General features: G+C 73.6%; 13 protein-coding genes. 5 read left to right on the forward strand and 8 right to left on the reverse strand.

What is annotated here, in order from left to right:
- Positions 1-116 precede the first annotated feature (116 nt).
- Entirely contained in the window at positions 117-1,157 is a 1,041-nt protein-coding gene (gene glpX / locus TBIS_RS15255) for a class II fructose-bisphosphatase (protein ID WP_013133300.1), read from the forward strand.
- A 214-nt stretch (positions 1,158-1,371) separates the two neighbouring features.
- On the opposite strand, the gene TBIS_RS15260 is transcribed toward glpX, so the two are convergent.
- Positions 1,372-2,019: a DUF1707 SHOCT-like domain-containing protein gene (locus tag TBIS_RS15260; protein ID WP_241019751.1), complete on the reverse strand. Its 648-nt coding sequence runs from the start codon at positions 2,017-2,019 to the stop codon at positions 1,372-1,374.
- A 106-nt stretch (positions 2,020-2,125) separates the two neighbouring features.
- Between TBIS_RS15260 and TBIS_RS15265 the strand changes: the two genes are divergently transcribed.
- Positions 2,126-3,367, forward strand: coding sequence for an MFS transporter (locus TBIS_RS15265; RefSeq protein WP_013133302.1), 1,242 nt, complete (start codon positions 2,126-2,128; stop codon positions 3,365-3,367).
- On the opposite strand, the gene iolD is transcribed toward TBIS_RS15265, so the two are convergent.
- From iolD to TBIS_RS19185, 7 genes are all read right to left on the reverse strand, one after another.
- The gene (gene iolD / locus TBIS_RS15270; protein WP_013133303.1) at positions 3,331-5,202 is read right to left on the reverse strand and encodes a 3D-(3,5/4)-trihydroxycyclohexane-1,2-dione acylhydrolase (decyclizing); all 1,872 of its coding nucleotides are present in this window, start codon (positions 5,200-5,202) and stop codon (positions 3,331-3,333) included. The two genes, TBIS_RS15265 and iolD, sit on opposite strands and share 37 nt — an antisense overlap.
- 46 nt (positions 5,203-5,248) lie before the next feature.
- Positions 5,249-6,061 (reverse strand): 5-deoxy-glucuronate isomerase, encoded by an 813-nt coding sequence (gene iolB, locus TBIS_RS15275; RefSeq protein ID WP_013133304.1) that lies wholly within the window; start codon positions 6,059-6,061, stop codon positions 5,249-5,251.
- The gene (locus tag TBIS_RS15280) at positions 6,058-6,945 is read right to left on the reverse strand and encodes a class I fructose-bisphosphate aldolase (RefSeq protein WP_013133305.1); all 888 of its coding nucleotides are present in this window, start codon (positions 6,943-6,945) and stop codon (positions 6,058-6,060) included. Before TBIS_RS15280 ends, iolB begins: the two co-directional genes overlap by 4 nt.
- Positions 6,938-7,882 carry a 5-dehydro-2-deoxygluconokinase gene (gene iolC, locus TBIS_RS15285; protein WP_013133306.1) on the reverse strand — a complete coding sequence of 315 codons (945 nt, stop codon included), beginning with the start codon at positions 7,880-7,882 and terminating at the stop codon, positions 6,938-6,940. Before iolC ends, TBIS_RS15280 begins: the two co-directional genes overlap by 8 nt.
- Positions 7,879-8,742, reverse strand: coding sequence for a TIM barrel protein (locus TBIS_RS15290; RefSeq protein WP_013133307.1), 864 nt, complete (start codon positions 8,740-8,742; stop codon positions 7,879-7,881). The genes iolC and TBIS_RS15290 overlap by 4 nt, the downstream gene beginning before the upstream one ends.
- Positions 8,739-9,725, reverse strand: a complete 987-nt coding sequence (locus TBIS_RS15295; protein ID WP_013133308.1) for a Gfo/Idh/MocA family protein — start codon at positions 9,723-9,725, stop codon at positions 8,739-8,741. The genes TBIS_RS15290 and TBIS_RS15295 overlap by 4 nt, the downstream gene beginning before the upstream one ends.
- A gap of 1,052 nt (positions 9,726-10,777) precedes the next feature.
- Positions 10,778-10,966 carry a hypothetical protein gene (locus tag TBIS_RS19185; RefSeq protein WP_013133309.1) on the reverse strand — a complete coding sequence of 63 codons (189 nt, stop codon included), beginning with the start codon at positions 10,964-10,966 and terminating at the stop codon, positions 10,778-10,780.
- A gap of 228 nt (positions 10,967-11,194) precedes the next feature.
- Here TBIS_RS19185 and TBIS_RS15300 point away from each other — a divergent pair, with 228 nt between their 5' ends.
- The 3 genes from TBIS_RS15300 (at position 11,195) to TBIS_RS20125 (ending at position 16,650) form a co-directional block, all read left to right on the forward strand.
- The gene (locus tag TBIS_RS15300; protein WP_013133310.1) at positions 11,195-12,850 is read left to right on the forward strand and encodes a fumarate hydratase; all 1,656 of its coding nucleotides are present in this window, start codon (positions 11,195-11,197) and stop codon (positions 12,848-12,850) included.
- 72 nt (positions 12,851-12,922) lie between these two features.
- A complete protein-coding gene (locus tag TBIS_RS18290) occupies positions 12,923-14,308 on the forward strand; it encodes a serine/threonine-protein kinase (protein WP_013133311.1) in 1,386 nt (461 codons plus the stop codon).
- Positions 14,309-14,349: 41 nt separating this feature from the next.
- Positions 14,350-16,650 carry a serine/threonine-protein kinase gene (locus tag TBIS_RS20125; RefSeq protein WP_013133312.1) on the forward strand — a complete coding sequence of 767 codons (2,301 nt, stop codon included), beginning with the start codon at positions 14,350-14,352 and terminating at the stop codon, positions 16,648-16,650.
- The last annotated feature ends 11 nt before the right edge of the window (positions 16,651-16,661 follow it).

Below are 16,661 nucleotides of genomic sequence, written 5' to 3' on the forward strand. Positions count from 1 at the left end.
CCCCGCCGGCTCGTAATGGCCTCTGACCTGCTGCAACAGGTTCAGACCAATCAGACAAGAGGCGGTCAGAGAACTTACGATCTGCTAACGAGGGGATTCTTACCGTAAGGGGAGATATGTCTGATCACGTGCCAGCCGCTCTCGCGACCGGAAGCGCTCCCGACCGCAACCTCGCCCTTGAGCTGGTCAGGGTGACCGAGGCCGCCGCGATGGCCGCGGCACGCTGGGTGGGCCGCGGGGACAAGAACGGCGCGGACGCCGCGGCGGTGAACGCCATGCGCCAGCTGATCAACACCGTGTCGATGCGCGGCGTGGTGGTGATCGGGGAGGGTGAGAAAGACCACGCCCCGATGCTGTACAACGGCGAGGTGGTCGGCGACGGCACCGGTCCGGAATGCGACGTGGCGGTCGACCCCATCGACGGTACCCGCTTGTGTGCCATGGGCATGAACAACGCGATCTCGGTGATCGCGCTGGCGGAACGGGGCTCGATGTTCGACCCGTCCGCCGTTTTCTATATGCAGAAGCTGGTGACCGGCAGGCAGGCGGCCGACAAGGTGGACATCGAGGCGCCGGTCGCCCACAACATCAAGGCCGTGGCCAAGGCGAAGGGCGTGAAGCCGTCCGACGTGACCGTGGTGATCCTCGACCGGCCGCGGCACGAGACCATCGTCCGCGAGATCCGGGAGACCGGGGCGCGGATCAAGTTCATCACGGACGGCGACGTGGCCGGTGCGATCATGGCCGCCAGGAACGGGACCGGCGTCGACCTCATGCTCGGCATCGGCGGCACCCCGGAGGGCATCATCGCGGCCTGCGCGATGAAGTGCATGGGCGGGGTCATCCAGGGCAAGCTCTGGCCGCGTGACGAGGACGAGCGGCGCAAGGCCCTCGACGCCGGGCTCGACCCGGACCAGGTGCTCACCACGGACGATCTCGTGCGCTCGGACGACGTGTTCTTCGCCGCCACCGGGATCACCGACGGCGAGCTCATGCACGGCGTCCGCTACCAGGCCGGCGCCGCGGTGACCCACTCGCTGGTCATGCGGAGCCGCTCCGGGACGATCCGGAAGATCGAAAGCGAGCACCAGCTCACGAAGCTGGGCGCGTACAGCGCGATCAACTTCGACGCCGCGGTGCTCCCGGACGCGCCCTGACGGGTCCTGACGGTCCGCGCGACGCCCTGACGGTCCCGCGCGACGTCCTGACGTTTCCGGCGTGACGCTCTGACGGTTCCGAGGCGACGTCCTGACGGCTCGCGCTCGGGCATCCGCGCGCTCCAGCGCCGCGCCGGTGCGCGCGCCGCACGGCCGTGCGGGCGAGCCCGTACGGCCGGGCCGCGGAGCGCCGCGGGCCGTCACGCCGGAGCGCTCAGGCGCGCCGGAACAGGCCCTTGCGCGGGCGCCTGGGCGACCGGGCCACCACCCGCCCGCCGAACACGAACCCCGCCAGCTCGATCACCGGGCCGTCCGGCGGGAAGCCCTCCGCCCCGCGCGGGGGCCGTACCTCGTTCTTGAACGACGTGATGTGGGCGCCCGGGGCGGTGACGATCCGCAGGCCCTCCGGGACGATGAGCGTGACCGTCCCCATGAGCACCGCGAGCCGCACGACCACGTGGCGCGAGCGGAGCAGCGCGTCGCACAGGTCCATGGTCACCTTGCCGCCGAGCGCGGTGACCGGCACCTGGGTGGGGACCACCCACCGCCCGCCGCGGGTCTCGCTGCGGAAGAAGGCGGTCACCGGCCGGTCGTCGAGCAGGAAGGGCCGCTTCTCCGGGGGGACCAGGTCCGCGGTGAGCTCGGCGAGCTCGCCCAGCGTGCGCGCGGCGTAGGCGCGCTCCATGCGCTCGGTGTGCTCCTCCAGGGTGAGCCGGCCGTCACCGGCCGCGTCGGTGAGGATGGCGATCACTCGTTCGCGGTCCGCGTCCGATGCGCGCAACCGGGCGGGCTCGACCTCGTCCATCCGCCGCGGCCCCAGGAAGGCGGAGAGCCATCCGCCGGCAGGGAACTCGCTGCTCACGCTACGAGCGTATGCCGTCCGGCGCGCGGGCGGGACGGCCATTGACCGCGGCCCTTGTGATCTCTACCCTGGCGGCCAAGCAAAACAATGTTCTAGGGAGGTCGCCGTGCCCCACCCTCGCGACCGCCGGGCCCGGCTCGCCACCTCCGCCGTCTTCTTCGTCCAGGGGCTCACCTTCGCCGGCCTGCTCACCCAGGTGGCCGCGCTGCAGCGCCGGCACGGCCTCACCGACGGGGAGCTCGCCATCCTGCTGCTGTGCGTGCCGCTGATCGCGGGGGCGGGAAGCGCCCTCGTCGGCGCGCTCGCCGCCCGGCACGGCAGCCGCCGCCCCCTCCGCGCCGTCCAGCTCCTCATCTGCCTCGCCGCGATCGCGGCCGGCTTCGCCCCGGACACGGCGGTGCTCCTCGCCGCGGTCGCGGTGTTCGGCCTCGGGCTCGGCGGGGTGGACGCCGGGATGAACATGCAGGCGGTCGCGGTGGAGCGCCGGTACGGCCGGCCGATCCTCACCGGCTTCCACGCGGTGTGGAGCGGGGCCGCCGTGCTCAGCGCGCTGTGGGCCTCCGCCGCGGCCGGGATCGGCCTCGGCCTTGGGACCACCATCGCGGCCGTGCTCGGCCCCGCCGCGATGCTCGCCCTGGTCGCCTCCACCCGGCTGTACGGCCCCGCCGAGGAGCGCGAGCTCACCGCCCTGCAAGGCACACCCGGCCCCGGCGACCCGCCGAGGCACGGCGCACCGGCGTGGCGGCCGCTCCTCCCGCTCTGCCTGGTGATGGCCTTCCTTTACGTCGGTGACTCGGCGGTCGCCAACTTCGGCTCGGTCTTCATGGACCAGGCCGTGTCCGCCGAGCCGTACCTGGTGCCGCTCGCGCTCGGCGCCTACCAGGCGGCCACGTTCGCGGTGCGGGTGGCGGGCGACCACGCGGTGCGCAGGTTCGGCCCGGTGGCGATCGTCCGGGCCGGCGCCGTGATCGCCGCGGCCGGGTTCACCGCGATCGTCACGGCGCCCGGCGCGGTGTGGGCGATCACCGGGTTCGCGCTCACCGGGATCGGCCTATCGGTGATCGCCCCGCAGGTGTTCTCCGCGGCCGGGCGGCTCGACCCGGGCGGCACCGGGATCGCCGTCGCCCGGGTGAACATGTTCAACTACCTGGGCTTCATCATCGGGGCCGCGCTCGTCGGCGGGCTGGCGGATCTCGCCGGCCACCGGGTGGCGTTCGCCGCCCCGCTCGCCCTCATCGCCGCGGTGACCGGGCTCGCCCGCGCCTTCCGGTCCGGCGCGGGCGCCGCCGCCACCGGGTCCCCGGCGCCGCGTCAGCCGGCCGTGCCGCCCTCCGAGGGCCGCACGTAGGGGAGCTGCTCCCGCTTGGCCTGCTCGTACCGCTCGCGGATCTCCGGCACGCCGACCTCGGCCACGGGCACGTCCCACCAGGCGCCGGAGTCCGGCACCCAGCCCGGCACGGTCTCCACGTACACCACCGTGGTCCGCTCCGCCTCCACCGCCTTGGTGAGCGCGGCGCGCAGCGCACCGGGGTCGCTCGCCCGGATCACGTCGGCGCCGAGGCTCGCCGCGTTCGCCGCGAGGTCGACCGGGAGCCGCCTCCCGTCGAGCTCGCCCGAGGCGCCGCGCGCCCGGTACGCGGTGCCGAGCCGCCGCCCGCCGACCGACTCCGAGAGGTTCCCGATCGACGCGAACCCCTGGTTGTCCACGATGACGATGACGAGCTTGACGCCCTCCTGCACGGCGGTGGCGATCTCCTGGCCCATCATCAGGTACGAGCCGTCGCCGACGAGGACGAACACCTCCCGCTCCGGCTGGGCGAGCTTCACGCCGATCCCGCCGGCGATCTCGTAGCCCATGCAGGAGTACCCGTACTCGAGGTGGTAGCCGCCCGGCTCCCGGGTGCGCCAGAGCCGGTGCAGGTCGCCCGGCATCGACCCGGCCGCGTTGAGCACCACCCCGCCGGTCTGCAGCGCGATCTCGTTCACCACGCCGAGCACCACCGCCTGGCAGAGCGCGTCCCCGCCGTAGGCCCGGTCGACCTCGGCCTGCCACTCGGCGGCGAGCCGGGCGGCGCGGGCGGTCCACTCCTCGTCGGCCCGCCAGGCGCCGGCGAGGGCGTCGTCCAGGGCCTCCAGGGCCGCCCGGGCGTCGGCGACGAGCGCGATCCCGGAGTGCTTGGCCGCGTCGAATGCGGCCACGTTGACGTTCACGAACCGCGCCTCGGGGTTGAAGAGCGTGCGGGAGGCCGTGGTGAAGTCGCTGTAGCGGGTCCCGATCCCGATCACCAGGTCGGCCTCGCGGGCGAGCGCGTTCGCGGCGGCGGTGCCGGTGTGGCCGATGCCGCCGACCGCGCACGGGTGGTCGTACGGCAGCGCGCCCTTGCCCGCCTGGGTCTCCCCCACCGGAACGCCGTACCGCTCGGCGAACTCACGCAGCCGCTCCCACGCCTCGCTGTACCGCACCCCGCCACCGGCGACGATCAGCGGGCGGCGGGATTCCCGGATCGCCGCCACGGCCCGGGCGAGCGCGGCCGGCTCGGGCACCGGCCGGGGGATATGCCAGACCCGCCGCTCGAACAGCTCGGGCGGCCAGTCGTACGCCTCGGCCTGCACGTCCTGCGGGAGCGCGAGCGTCACGGCGCCGGTCTCCGCCGGGTCGGTGAGCACGCGCATCGCGGCGAGCAGCGCGGACGGGAGCTGCTCCGGCCGGTTGATCCGGTCCCAGTACCGGCTCACCGGCTTGAAGCAGTCGTTGACGCTCACGTCGTAGGAGCGGGGGTCCTCCAGCTCCTGCAGCACCGGGGAGGCCGCCCGGGTGGCGAAGATGTCCCCCGGGAGCAGCAGCACGGGCAGCCGGTTGATGGTCGCCAGGGCCGCGCCGGTGACCATGTTCGTGGCCCCGGGCCCGATCGAGCTGGTGCAGGCGAACGTCGACAACCGCGCCGTCTGCTTGGCGTACGCGGCCGCCGTGTGCACCATGGCCTGCTCGTTGCGCACCAGGTAGTACGGCAGCTCCGACCGGGTGCCGGCCCCCTGCGCGGCGAGGGCCTGCCCGATCCCGGCGACGTTGCCGTGCCCGAAGATGCCGAGGCAGCCCTGGATGAGCCGCCGTTCCACGCCGTCGCGCTCGGTCCACTGATTGCCGAGGAACCGCACCAGCGCCTGCGCCACCGTGAGTCGCATCATCACTCCCGCGAAAGAGCCGCGCGCGCCGCCGTTCCGGCGGTGCTCACTTGCCGAACGGCACCCTGGGATCGATCGGCTGGTCCGCCCACGTCGACCGGATCCAGGCGTGCCGAGGATCGTCGCAGAAGGCCATGGACCGCTTCTCCCCCGGCCCCGCGAGCACGTTGAGGTAGTACAGGTCGTACCCGGGGGCGGCCATGGACGGGCCGTGGTAGCCGCGCGGCACCAGGACCACGTCGCCTGCCGACACCTCCGCGAGCACCTCGTGCGAGCCGTACACCCGCTGGTAGCCCGGGCCGCCCTCGAAGTAGTAGATCTCCTCGAGCACCGCCTCCTGCCCGCCCGGCGTGTCGTGCTTGTGCGGCGGGTACGACGACCAGTTCCCGCCCGGGGTGAGCACCTCGACCGCCATGAGCTTGTCGCACTCGAACGCCTCGGGCGCGCAGAAGTTGTTCACCTGCCGGGTGGCGTGGCCGGCGCCCCGGATCTCCACCGGCACGTCGGCGGCCGGGCCGTACCGGACCGGCAGCCGCCGGGTGGCCTTGGCCGACGGCAGGGCGATCCGCCCCTGCCCGGTGATCCGCACCGACGCCTGGATGGGCAGGTAGGCGAAGTCGGTGACCGAGGCGAACACGGAGGACCGGCCCGCGAGCTCGATCCGCTCCCCGTCCGCGACCACCTCGCACGACCCGGCGAGCGGGACGACCAGCATCTCCTCGTCCCCGGTCTCGAACTCGATCGGCTCACCGGTCAGGTCGGCGATCCGCAGCCCGCAGTAGGTCCAGCCGGCCCGCTCCGGGGTGATCAGTACCGACCACGGTCCCTCGCTCGCCGTACCGAACGGAATGTAGGTCATCTCCCGGCTCCTTCGAGCAGGCCGACCACGGTGTCCACGGCGGCCGCGACGTCGTCGTCCGGCGGGTACAGCAGCGCCCGGCCGACGACGAGCCCGCGCACCCCGGGCAGCCGCAGCGCGTCGGCCCAGGTCTGGTAGGTCTCGTCGGGGGACTTGGTGGGATCACCGCCGAGGAGCAGCGTGGGCAGCGTGGTCGCCTCCATCACCCGCTCCATCTCGTCGATGACCGGGATCTTCAGCCAGGTGTGCGCGGAGGTCGCGCCGAGGGCCTGGCCGACGTGGATGGCCCGGATGACCCCTTCGGCCGAGTAGTCGTGCGTGACCCGGCCCCCGCACCGCCGCGACCAGAACGGCTCGAGCATCGCGGTGAGCCCGTGCCTGGAGAGCTCGGTGATGGCGCGGGCGCAGCTCTCCAGGGTGTCGGCCGTCCGGTGGTCGTCGACCCCGATCCGGCAGAGCATCTTCCCGCCGTCGAGCCCCATCGACACGATCGCCTCGGTGTCGTAGGCCGTGAACCGGTCGTCGAACTCGAACACCGCGCCCTCGACGCCGCCCCGGTTCATCGAGCCGAACACGACCTTGTCGTCGAGCGCGCCGAGCAGCAGCAGGTCCTCGATCACGTCCGGGGTGCCGAGCACCCCGTCGACCCCGGGCCTCGACAGGGCGACCATGAGCCGGTCGAGCATGTCGAGCCGGCTCGCCATGGCCATCGGCCGGCCGCCGACGCCGAGCGCACCGCGGGCCGGATGGTCGGCCGCGATGATCAGCAGGCGGTCGCGGTCGCCGAGCAGGGGTCTGCGCCGCCGCTTGGCGGCCGCCTCGGCGATCCGCTCCGGCTCCCGCACCCGGGCGTCGCGCAGCCGCCGATAGTCCTCCTCACGCATGGGTCTCCCTTGCCAGAATCGCCTCGACCTCCTCGGTGGTGGGCATCGCCGGCGCGCAGGCGAGCCGCCCGGCCACGATCGCGCCCGCCGCGTTGGCGAACCGGAGCGTCCGCTCCAGGGGCCACCCGGCGAGCAGCCCGTGGCAGAGCGCGCCGCCGAACGCGTCGCCCGCGCCCAGCCCGTTGACGACCTCGACCGGCACCGGTGGCACGGTGACGGTCTCCTCCCTGGTCATGCCGAGCACGCCCGCCGACCCCTGCTTCACCACCGCGAGCTCGACCCCGGCGTCGAGCAGGGCCTTCGCCGCCTCGTGCGGGTCCCGGGTCCCCGTGGCCACCTCCACCTCGTCGAGGTTGCCCACCGCGACCGTGACGTGGCCGAGCGCCCGGCGCACCAGCTCCGGTGCCTCGGCCGGGTCGGGCCAGAGCGTGGGCCGGTAGTCGAGGTCGAGGACGGTGAACCGGCGGCGGTCCCGCACCTCCCAGGCGGCGAAGTGCGCGCTCCGGGACGGCTCCTGGGAGAGGCCGGTCACCGTCGCCCAGAACAGGTCGGCGCCGGCGATCGCGTCCCGGTCGAGCTCGTGCGGGTGGATCTCCAGGTCGGGGGCCTTCGGCCAGCGGTAGAAGAAGATCGGGAAGTCCTCCGGCGGGCGGATCTCGCAGAACGTCACCGGGGTCGGCAGGCCCTCGACCGGGGTGACGTACCGGTCGTCCACCCCGTAGCCGCGCAGCGCGTCGTGGATGAACTCGCCGAAGGGGTCGGCGCCGGTCCGGCTGATCACGGCCGCGGAGCGCCCGTGCCGGGCCGCGGCGACGGCCACGTTCGCCGGGCTGCCGCCGAGGTACTTGCCGAACGTCTCGACCTCCCGGAGCGAGACCCCGACCTGCAGGGGGTAGACGTCCACCCCGATCCGGCCCATGGTGAGCACCTCGGTCATGCCACGCTCCTGAGGTAGGCGAGGCTCGCCGCCACGTCGCGGATCGGGCCCTCCCCCGGCGGCGGGTCCGCGTCGAGCATGACGTCCTGCTCCATCACGTACCACCCGCGGTAGCCGGCGGAGCCGAGCCCGGCGACGATCCGGGGGATGTCCACGTCGCCCTGGCCGAGCGGCCGGTAGACGCCCTGCCGTACCGCCTCGGTGTAGGTGAGCCGCCCGGCGCGCACCCGCTCGGCGAGGGCGGCGTCGGCGTCCTTGAGGTGGACGTGCGCCACCCGGCCCGGGTGGGCGGCGGCGATCTCCGCGGGGTCGGCGCCGCCGATCAGCAGGTGCCCGGTGTCCAGGCAGAGCGGTACGGCGCAGCCGTCGAGGACGCGGCGCACCTCCGCCGCGGTCTCGACCATGGTGCCCACGTGCGGGTGGAGGGTGACGAGCGGCCCGCCGGCCTCCGCCGCCTCCGCGGCGATCCGGTCGAGGCGGCCGAGCAGCAGGTCCCAGCCGGCCGCGTCGAGCCGGGGCCGCTCGTCGTAGCCGTCGAGCCCGGTGGCGGCGGCGAGCACCATCACCTCGAGGTTCTGCTCCCGGAAGGCGGCGAGCCGCTGCCGCAGGCCGGGCAGCGGGTCGAACCCCGGGTCGTGGAGCACCACGGGGACGAACCCGCCGATCGCCTGCAGGCCGTACCGGGCGAGCAGCGGATCGCGCTCCTCCGCCGGCTCGGGGAGGAAGCCGTCCGGGCCGAGCTCGGTGGCGCTCAGGCCGAGGGACCGCATCTCCCCCAGCACCCGCTCCCGGTCGAGCTGATGCCCCCACCCGGGGACCTCGCACACGCCCCAGGAGATGGGGGCTCCGGCGATCCTCACGCGATCACCTCCGTGACCTTGACCGGGCGGTTCTCCCGCCGGGAGAGCTCGGCGGCCTCCGCGATGTAGAGCGCGGCGAGCGCGTCCTCGACCGTGCACGGGCTCTCCCGCTCCCCGCGCACCGCCTCGACGAAGGCGACCATCTCCCGCACGTACGCGGGCTCGAACCGGGTCTGGAAGTCCGGCCACGGCGGATCGGTGGGCTGGAACCCCTCGGCCGAGTGGAGCGGCGCCCGCCGGTCGAGGCCGACCGCCCAGGTCTTGCGGGTGCCGGCGAGCTCCATCCGCACGTCGTAGCCGTGGCCGTTGTACCGGGATCCCTGCAGGGTGACGAGCGTGCCGTCGGTCATGGTGAGCACGGCCGCGCTGTTGTCCACGTCCCCGGCCTCGGCGAAGAAGGACTCCCCGCGGTTGGCGCCGGTGGCGTACACCGTCGCCACCTCCTGCCCGGTCACCCAGCGCAGGATGTCGAAGTCGTGGATGTGGCAGTCCCGGTAGATGCCGCCGGAGGTGGGGATGTACCCGGGAGCGGGCGGCCGCGGGTCGGCCGTGAGCATGTGCACCCGGTCGAGCCGCCCGATCTCCCCGCTGCGCACCGCCTCGCGCGCCGCCATGTACCCGGCGTCGAACCGGCGCTGGAAGCCGATGTGGACGAGGACGCCCGCCTTCTTGGCCGCTTCGAGTACCTGGAGGGTGCCCTGGAGGTCCACCGCCACGGGCTTCTCGCAGAACACCGGCAGCCCGCGCCGGAAGCTCTCGAGCAGCAGAGCCGCGTGGGTGGCGGTGGGGGTGGCGATCACCACGGCGTCGGTGCCGAACGCGTCCCCCACCCGGACGTTCAGCCGCTCGGCGATCTGCTCCGCTCGCGCGCTGTCGGCGTCGGAGACCACCACCTCGTCGATGACCCCCTCCGCCGCCAGCCGGGCGAGGGTGGTCGCATGGAGCGCGCCTATCCGCCCGAGACCCAGCACACCGACCCTCATCACGACCCTCCTGGACTCCGGCAACCGGGTAAGGCTCCGGTTCACTGTTGTAGGTCCCCAGAGACTTTCACGTCAATAGTTTGTCAGGACATTCTGACGATCTATCATGTTCGCCCCGGTGAGCGGGCTCCCGGCGCGCGGGACCGCTCGACGAGCCGCCCGGGGCCGATGGGCGGTGCCGGGCTCCCGAGCCGGGGACGATGGGCCGTGCCGGGCTCCTGGCGCGCGGCCGCGCGGCGGTTCGATAGGAGTGCGGCGAGCCGGGCCGGGCCACCGGCGGGCGGGGATGCGCCGGGACCGGCGGGAGGCAGGAGGGGAACCGGGAGCCCGGATCCCGGCTGGCGGTGGGCGGTACCGCGCGCTATGGGCCGACCCACGCCGGCGCACCGTGCAGGTACGGCATGGCGGAGCGCGGGCGCGGTGCGGGATCACGCGCCGCGGCCGACGGCAGGAGCGGGCGGATACCGGGGCCGGGTGGCACACCCCGGCGCGTCACCAAGGGCCGGGGCGGCACGCCTCGGCGCAGGGCGAGCCGGCGGACGCGCGCGGACGGTCAGGCGTACGGCCCGCCGCATCGGGGAGCACGGGATGGTTCAGCGGGCGGGTATCCGGCATGCCGCGGCGGGCGGTATCCGGAATGGCTCAGCCGAGGCATGCGGCACCGGCCGGGCGGCATGCCCAGGCTGACGCGGGGAACCACCGGGCACCCGTCAACGCTCACTGCGCATACGCAAACACGCAGAGCAAGGGAGCGGGATCTGGGAGTGGGAGGCGCATGCTCGGCGGGATGCGGCGACTCCGTCCGATGAACACGGCCGCGCACGGCGCGCTCGGCGGTCATCAGCCGCGCTGCTCGGCACGGCGCTCGGCGGGAGGGCTCGGTGTCACCGAGCCGTACGCCCGGCGGTGGGACGCTCACCCCGCGCCGTGGCCGGGAGGGTGCTCTGCGCCGGTCTGGCGGCGCGGATGCAGCGCCTACCCCGGACCGTACGCCCACCGGATGGGGCGCGGGCCGCGAAAGGAGGCGGGCTCTCCGACGCCCGTGGTCGATGTCACCGGCGGCCGGCGACCTTCTCCTCTTCTTCCTCCTTCCGCTTGGCCCGCACCTTGTCCCGGACGATCCACCAGCGGAACATCTCACCGCGGTCGGTCGCGCGGACCACGACGGTGAGCAGCAGGATGCTCAGACCGAGCAGAACCCCGGCGCCGAACAGAATCATCAGCAGTACTGCGCCATTCATGGCTCCCCCTCACCATGGATCCTTGCTGCCCGGCCGCGCTTCACACATGTTTTCTGTCAAAGGTCCGCAAAATCGTTCCAAGTGGGATAAAACATCCTCTGATCGTCCCGTCCGGGGGCCGTACCGGCCGCTGATCGGCCGCACCGTACGCTGGGGGAGGACCCCCGACGTGCCCTGGGAACGTGGTTAGGGGCCGTGGGCAGGACTGACAGAGCAGAGGACCGAGGGATGCCGGAGTTCGAGTACACCGACCTGCTGCCACTGGGACCGGACGAGACCGAGTACCGCCAGATCACCGCGGACGGCGTGCGGGTGGTCGAGGCGGCCGGGCGGACCTTTCTGGAGGTCGAGCCGGAGGCCCTGCGGCTGCTGACCGAGACCGCGTTCCACGACATCTCGCACTTCCTGCGGGCGTCTCACCTCGCCCAGCTCAGGAAGATCATCGACGACCCGGAGGCGAGCCCCAACGACCGGTTCGTCGCGCTCGACCTGCTGAAGAACGCGTGCATCGCGGCGGGCGGGGTGCTCCCCATGTGCCAGGACACCGGCACCGCGATCGTCATGGGCAAGCGCGGCCGGCACGTGCTCACCGACGGCCGGGACGCCGAGCACATCAGCCGCGGCGTCTACGACGCCTACACCAAGTTCAACCTGCGCTACTCCCAGATGGCGCCGCTCACCATGTGGGAGGAGAAGAACACCGGGAACAACCTCCCCGCCCAGATCGAGCTGTACGCCGAGGACCCGTGGGGGCGCCCGGACGAGTACAAGTTCCTCTTCATGGCCAAGGGCGGCGGCTCGGCGAACAAGTCGCTGCTGTTCCAGGAGACCAAGGCGATCCTCAACGAGAAGCGGCTGCTCGCCTTCCTCGAGGAGAAGATCCGCTCGCTCGGCACCGCGGCCTGCCCGCCGTACCACCTGGCGATCGTGGTGGGCGGCACCAGCGCGGAGTACGCGCTGAAGGTGGCGAAGTACGCCTCGGCCCGCTACCTCGACACGCTGCCCACCGCGGGCTCGCCGCTGGGCCACGGCTTCCGCGACCTGGAGCTGGAGGAGAAGATCCTCAAGATCAGCCAGGACCTCGGCATCGGCGCCCAGTTCGGCGGCAAGTACTTCTGCCATGACGTCCGGGTGATCCGGCTGCCCAGGCACGGCGCCTCGTGCCCGATCGCGATCGCGGTGAGCTGCAGCGCCGACCGGCAGGCGGTGGCGAAGATCACCCGGGACGGGGTGTTCATCGAGCAGCTCGAGATGGACCCGGCCCGGTTCCTGCCGGACACCACCGAGGACGAGCTCTCCGACAACGTGGTGAAGATCGACCTCAACCGCCCGATGTCGGAGATCCGCGCCGAGCTCTCCAAGTACCCGGTGAAGACCCGGCTCTCCCTCACCGGCCCGCTCGTGGTCGCCCGGGACATCGCGCACGCCAAGATCGCCGAGCGGCTCGACCGCGGTGAGCCGATGCCGCAGTACCTCAAGGACCACCCGGTCTACTACGCCGGCCCGGCCAAGACCCCCGAGGGGTACGCCTCCGGCTCGTTCGGCCCGACGACCGCCGGCCGGATGGACTCCTACGTGGAGCGCTTCCAGGCCGCCGGCGGCTCGCTGGTGATGCTCGCCAAGGGCAACCGGTCCCGCCAGGTGACCGAGGCGTGCAAGAAGTACGGCGGCTTCTACCTCGGCTCCATCGGCGGTCCCGCGGCCCGCCTCGCGCAGGATTGCATCAAGAAGGTCGAGGTGCTCGAGTACCCGGAGCTCGGAATGGAGGCGGTTTGGAAGATCGAGGTCGTCGATTTTCCCGCTTTCATCGTCGTCGATGACAAGGGGAACGACTTCTTCCAGGACACTTCCGGACCCGTGCTCACCATCGGCCGCCGGAACTGACGGGTGCCGCCGCCAGTCAAGAGTTTTGACAGATGAACTCAACAATTTCCCGGCATGGTGTCTACAGGTCGCATGGCACAAATCGGTAAGCTGCAGCCCATGCGTGCGCCCTCCGGATACCTGTTGGCCGGGCGCTACCGGCTCATCGAGCCGGTCGGCCGCGGCGGGATGGGCACCGTCTGGCGAGCCCGTGACGAACTGCTCGACCGGGAGGTCGCGGTCAAGGAGGTACGCCTTCCGAACATCCTCGACGAGGATCTGCGTGCCGAGCTGTGCGCGCGGACCGAACGGGAGGGCAGGGCGACCGCGATGGTCACGCATCCCTCCGTGATCACGGTCTTCGACGTGATCACGGAGGATGACCGGCCGTGGATCGTGATGGAGCTCCTCAAGGCCAAGTCCCTTGAGGAGCTCGTCCGGCTGGAGGGCCCGCTGCCCCCGCACCGGGTCGCCAAGATCGGGCTGCAGCTCGTCGGCGCGCTCCAGGCCGTCCACGCCAAGGGGATCCTGCACCGGGACGTGAAGCCGAGCAACGTCCTGGTCGACAGCGGCGACCGGGCGGTGCTCACCGACTTCGGCCTCGCGGTGCTGGAGGGCGACACCTCGCTCACGCAGGCGGGCATCGTGCTGGGCTCGGCCGGATACATCGCGCCGGAGCGGATCCTGGGCGCGAAGGCGAGCCCCGCGGCGGACCTGTGGTCACTGGGCGCCACGCTCTACACGGCCGTGGAGGGACACGGCCTCCACGGCCGCCGCAACGCGGCCGCCGCGCTCGCCGCGCTCACCAACGGCGCCCCGATCCCGATGGAGCGCGCGGGGCCGCTCGCCCCGATCCTGCGCGGGCTGCTCCAGATCGATCCCGCCTCCCGGCTCGACAGCGAACGCGCCGCGGCGATGCTCGCGAAGGTCGCGGCCGGGGGCACCGTGGACGAGCCCCGCATCCCCGGGCCGCAGGCCCTGTCCCCCGGCACCGCCCCCGCCGGCGCCCAGCGGCCGCGGCCCCGCGGGCTGCACCGCGCCGACGGCGGGCGGACGCTCCGGACGGACGCGAAGCCGCCCCGCGAGAGCGGCGCGTCCTCCGGCACCCCGTACGGCCACCCGCAGCCGGCCCACCCGCGGCCCGCTCACCCGCAGTCCCGGCCCCCGCAGCTCTCCTGGCACTCCGGAGGCCCCGGCGAGCGGCAGCGGCCGCAGCCCGCGGTCCCGGGCCGCCACGCGTCCTCCGGGAGCGCCCACCGCGCCGCCGGGCAGGCCCCGTCCCGCCCGCCGCAGCGGGAGACCGGCCGGCACCGCATCGTCGCGCAGCCTCAGGCGGCGTCCCCGCAGCGCCGCCGCAGCGAGGGCGTCCACCGGAAGCCGTCGGGATTCTCCGTACGGCTGAACGCGGCGAAGCAGGCAATGGCTCGGATCACCCGTCTGGTGCTGCAGGGGAAATGGCGGCAAATATTTAGCAAGTAACTCGAAAGCCATAATCAGCGCCAATCGCTATCTTTTGTGCCATGCCCGAACAGCAACCGCGGCTGCTCGCGGGCCGCTATGAGCTTCGTACGGTGATCGGCCGGGGAACGATGGGCGCGGTCTGGCGCGCCTTCGATCGATCACTCGGGCGCGAGGTCGCCGTCAAGGAGATCCGCCAGGACGCGGCGCTCAGCCCCGAGCAGCGGCGGGAACTGCGGGAACGCATGATCCGGGAAGGCCGGATCGCGGCCAAGATCCGGCACCAGTGCGTGGCGACCGTCCACGACGCGATCGAGGTGGACGGCCGGCCGTGGATCATCATGGAGCTGATCGACGGCCGGTCCCTGGAAAAGGTGATCGAGGACGAGGGACCGCTGCCGCCCCGGCTGGTGGCGGAGATGGGGTGCGACCTCCTCGACGCGCTGCGCACCGCGCACTCCCTGGGGATCCTGCACCGGGACGTCAAGCCGGCGAACGTCCTGATCACCGACACCGGGCGGGTGGTGCTCACCGACTTCGGCATCGCCAAGGCGGACGGTGACAGCCCGCTCACCCAGACCGGCATGGTGATCGGCTCCCCCGGCTACACCGCCCCCGAGCGGGTCCGCGGCGAGCACACCGGCCCGGAGTCCGACCTGTGGTCGCTCGGCGCCACCCTGTACTTCGCCGTCGAGGGACGGCCCGCCTTCGAGCGCGCCTCGGTGAGCGAGACCCTCGACGCGCTGCTCACCCAGGACGCGCCCCCGCCCACCCAGGCCGGCCCGCTGCGGCCGATCATCGAAGGCCTGCTGGTGAAGGACCACCGCAAGCGGCTCACCGCGGAGCGGGCGGCCATGATGCTCCGGCTCGTCGCCGACACCCCCACCGGCGACCTCGCCGCGGTCCGCGCCGACTCCGGCCCGGCCCGCCGTCCGGGCTCCTCCGCCGCGCCACGGCCGCCGGCACAGCCCGGCCGCTCCCCGGCGCCCGCCCGGCCGGAGACGGCCGCCGCCGAGGATCAGACCATCGTCATGCCCATCCGCCCGCCGGCCGCCCCCGGCTCCCCCGCCCCGGCCGCCGGCGGACCCGCCGCGCCGGGCCAGGGCGCCGTCCCCGGGCCCGCCACCACCGGCCAGGCCGCCGTCCCCGGGCCCGCCACCGCCGGCAGGGCCACCCCGGCCTCCGGATCCGCCACACCGCACGGGCCCGCGGCTCCGTTCCCCGGGCCGGCCGCGCCGGGCGATCGGGCGCCGGCCCCGCCACCCGGCCCCGGCACGCCAGGCGGCGCACCCGCCGTACCCGCCGCGGCCGCTCCGGACGGCCCACGACCCGGCACCGCCACCGGGCCCGGCACCGCCTCACGCCCGCCCGCGGCGCCCGGGTCCGCCTGGGCGGACGCCGCACCGCCGCCACCGGCCGGCGACGAGACCGGCGGGCCGATCGGCGCCCACGACGTCACCGTCCCCCGCCGCCTGCCCACGCCGGGCCACCCCGGCGCTCCGGCCGGCCCTGAGCGGCCCGGCCCGGCCGCGCCCCCGCCCGCCGGTGCGCCGCAGATGCCGACCGGCCCCGGCCCGGCTCACCCGGACCATGCCGGGCAGGGCGCACCCGCCCCCGCCGCCGGCCCCGTCCCGGCCCCGGCGGCCTCCGGGCCCGAGACGGCCCCGCAGCAGGGGAGACCGCGCGGGCTCGGCACCGACCTGTTCGCCATGCGCGGGCCGAAGCCGCCCGACGTCGGGCATCGCGTCCGGGTGCTCGTGCTGATGGGGCTGTCCGTCCTCGCCTTCATCCTCCTGGTGATCGTGGCGATGGCGGCCTTCGGCGAGTCACGCCGCACGGGCACGGACGCCCAGGGCGTGCGGGTGCTGGTGAGCCTGCCGGGCCTGCCCGGGCAGGTCCCGCTCACCTCCCCCTCCCCCGGCATGCGCCGGCACACGGCGACCGGCTTCACCATCGACGTGCCGGCGCGGCTCCGGGTCACCCCGTCCGACCGGGGCGTGCTCTTCCACGAGAACGGCCTGCGCATCCGGGTGACGCAGGCCGCACGGCCGGCCGTGACCGCCCTGCAGGCGGCCGAGGACGCGGCGGCCAAGGCGCGGTACCCCGGCTACACGCTCATCCGGGTCAACCCGGTGCGGCCGTCGCCGTACCCGCAGGCCGAGGCGGCCGACTGGGAGTACACCTACCGCTCCGGCGGCACGACCGTGCACGTGCTCAGCCGCTGGGTGGCCGCCCCCGGCGGCGTGCCGTACGTGATCTCCTGGTCGGCGCCGGAGCGCGCCTGGGCGCGGCACGCCACGGAACGGAACATTGTCCTGGAGTCGTTCCTGCCGACCGCCGGGAGCACGCCCGCGGCCACCTGATAGGACAGATC

The organism is Thermobispora bispora DSM 43833 (assembly GCF_000092645.1).
Lineage (GTDB): Bacteria > Actinomycetota > Actinomycetes > Streptosporangiales > Streptosporangiaceae > Thermobispora > Thermobispora bispora.

Coding starts and splice junctions, on each gene's coding strand:
- TBIS_RS19185 (WP_013133309.1), bottom strand. CDS start 10,966: ATGAATGGCGCAGTACTGCTGATGATTCTGTTCGGCGCCGGGGTTCTG.
- TBIS_RS20125 (WP_013133312.1), top strand. CDS start 14,350: ATGCCCGAACAGCAACCGCGGCTGCTCGCGGGCCGCTATGAGCTTCGT.
- iolD (WP_013133303.1), bottom strand. CDS start 5,202: ATGCGACTCACGGTGGCGCAGGCGCTGGTGCGGTTCCTCGGCAATCAG.
- TBIS_RS15280 (WP_013133305.1), bottom strand. CDS start 6,945: ATGCGTGAGGAGGACTATCGGCGGCTGCGCGACGCCCGGGTGCGGGAG.
- iolB (WP_013133304.1), bottom strand. CDS start 6,061: ATGACCTACATTCCGTTCGGTACGGCGAGCGAGGGACCGTGGTCGGTA.
- iolC (WP_013133306.1), bottom strand. CDS start 7,882: ATGACCGAGGTGCTCACCATGGGCCGGATCGGGGTGGACGTCTACCCC.
- TBIS_RS18290 (WP_013133311.1), top strand. CDS start 12,923: ATGGCACAAATCGGTAAGCTGCAGCCCATGCGTGCGCCCTCCGGATAC.
- glpX (WP_013133300.1), top strand. CDS start 117: ATGTCTGATCACGTGCCAGCCGCTCTCGCGACCGGAAGCGCTCCCGAC.
- TBIS_RS15295 (WP_013133308.1), bottom strand. CDS start 9,725: ATGAGGGTCGGTGTGCTGGGTCTCGGGCGGATAGGCGCGCTCCATGCG.
- TBIS_RS15300 (WP_013133310.1), top strand. CDS start 11,195: ATGCCGGAGTTCGAGTACACCGACCTGCTGCCACTGGGACCGGACGAG.